The organism is Nonomuraea sp. NPDC049141, assembly GCF_040648415.1.
In the GTDB taxonomy this organism is placed as follows: Bacteria; Actinomycetota; Actinomycetes; order Streptosporangiales; family Streptosporangiaceae; genus Nonomuraea.
The window spans coordinates 1-2,177 of record NZ_JBEZDR010000148.1 but is presented as its reverse complement, the minus strand read 5'-3'; the positions used below and the strand labels follow the sequence as shown (position 1 = coordinate 2,177).

At 65.9% G+C, this 2,177-nt stretch carries 1 protein-coding gene; it reads left to right on the top strand.

The genetic code is table 11. The annotated features are described in order from the left end of the window. Positions 1–2,083 (top strand): hypothetical protein (locus tag AB0B91_RS65295; RefSeq protein WP_358343063.1); only part of this gene is annotated, 2,083 nt, incomplete at its 5' end. Between the last annotated feature and the right edge of the window lie 94 nt (positions 2,084–2,177).

Genomic DNA, 2,177 nt, shown 5'->3' with positions numbered 1-2,177 from the left:
GCCGACGGGCAACTACTGGTACGACGTCTACCGGCGTGACGTCACCGCCGGCGGCAGCTTCACCAAACTTCCGCTGCCGGTGACGACCTGCTGCGCCATGACGGACTCGTTGCTGGTGCACCGCCACGTGTACGCCTACAAGGTCGTCGCCAACAACGGCACCGACGGCCCGGCGAGCGACATCGTCCAGGCGACCAGCAACTACTCGCCGCCGCCGGCCCCGCAGAACCTGCGCGCGAGGGCGGCTGGTGACGGCAGCGTGGATCTGGACTGGGATCCGGTCGGTCCCAACATCGACTATTGGATCTACCAGCGTGACGTGACCGCGGGTCAGACGTCCTTTCAGAAGCTGCCGCTCCCGCTGACCGACAGCGCGTTCAGCGCCGGCCTCCTGGCCAATGGCCACCAATACGAGTTCAAGGTGAGCGCGTCCAACCAGGGCGGGGAAGGAGCCACGTCGGCCGCGGTACGCGTCACCGCCCTGGGTGGGCTTCCCGCCCGTCCCGCCAACCTGAGCGCGGACGTGGGCAACGCCACGGTGCGCCTGACCTGGACGGCGAGCGCCACCTCCGGCGTCTCGTACGACGTCTACCAGCGGGACGTGACGGCCGGGCAGTCCTGGCAGAAGCTGCCCTACCCGGTGACGACCTGCTGCGCGTTCAGCGGCTCGCTGCTCACCAACGGGCACACCTACGAGTGGAGAGTGGTCGCCACCAACGTCCACGGTTCCAGCGCCGCCTCGAACGTGGTTAGTGGCCGCCCGATGCCGCCACTGCCGGGCAGCCCCTCGAACCTGGTTCGGACGGTGGGTGACGGAACGGTCCGGCTGACCTGGACGGCCAGCCCGAGCCCGAACGTCTCGTACGACGTCTACCAGCGGGACGTGACGGCCGGACAGTCCTGGCGCAAGCTGCCGTACGCGGTGGGCTGTTGCTCGTTCAACGGTGGCCTACTCACGAATGGGCACACGTACGAGTGGAAGGTGAGCGCGACGAACATGACCGGTTCGAGCGGATTCTCGAACACCGTCAGTGGGCGTCCGATGCCACCCCTGCCGTCGGCCCCCTCCGGTCTCACCGCTACTCCGAAGAGCAACGGCGTCACCCTTAAGTGGACGGCCAGCACGCCGTCGAACGTCTCCTACTCGATCTACCAGCGGGACGTGACGACGGGGCAGTCGTGGCAGAAGTTGCCGCTCGGCGTGAGTTGCTGCACCTTCAACGGGGCCCTGCTGATCAACGGGCACACGTACGAGTGGAAGGTCCTGGCGTCGAACATCACGGGTTCGAGCGGGTTCTCGAACACGGTGAGCGCCCGCCCGATGCCCCCGATGCCGAAGGCGCCCGGCGGGCTGTTGGCCTGGGGTGGCGTCAACCGGGTCACGTTCACCTGGGGGGATGGCGGGAACTCGAAGCTCGACACGTTTTACCAGGTCTATTACCGAAACCTCAGCGATGGGCAGACCAGTTGGTCGAAGTACCGGAGCCCGATCGCCGAAACCAAAGTAATCATTTACGATTTCCTGCGCGAACTGAAAGCCTACGAGTTCAAGGTCTCGGCGGTGAACATTTCCGGTGAGGTGTCGTCGAGTTCCACGGTGGAGGCCATCCCCTATCGGGTGGTGCCGTACAACAGTGGCGTCCGGCGGCGAGGGAATCAGGATAACGGCAGCAACGACTGGGCCGGCATATTCGCGCTGGCCCACAGCACTTCATGCCAGGGGGACTGGTTCCAGACCATCTGCTTCGGCATGACGCCGATCATGTACGCCGGCCAGACCAATCCGGTGACGGTGGGTGACTTCTTCTTCTACGCAAGAGGCGGCCCGCAGCGGCTGGAAGAGGAGTTGGTGTGTGAGGTCCGGCAGCGGTTGATCCTGCGGCGGATGTACGGGGCGGCGACCGCGAACAACGAGGGCCCGGACCTCCTCTGGCACGAGCAGATCCACTCCGTTCAATGGTCGGAGTACAGCGATTGGGGGGCCTTCCTGTGGGATTACCGCAACGATCACATGCGTTTCGAGAAGGAGGCAAACCTCTACTGGGGCGGCTACAAGGTCAAGTACGGCGCATCGAGGTGCTGACCGGGCGGCGGCCCTGACCGAGCCCGGCGAGTGCGGCCGACGTGACAGGCGATGTCACGTCGGCCGCGTGCGTCCCGCGCGACCCGGCTGCCGC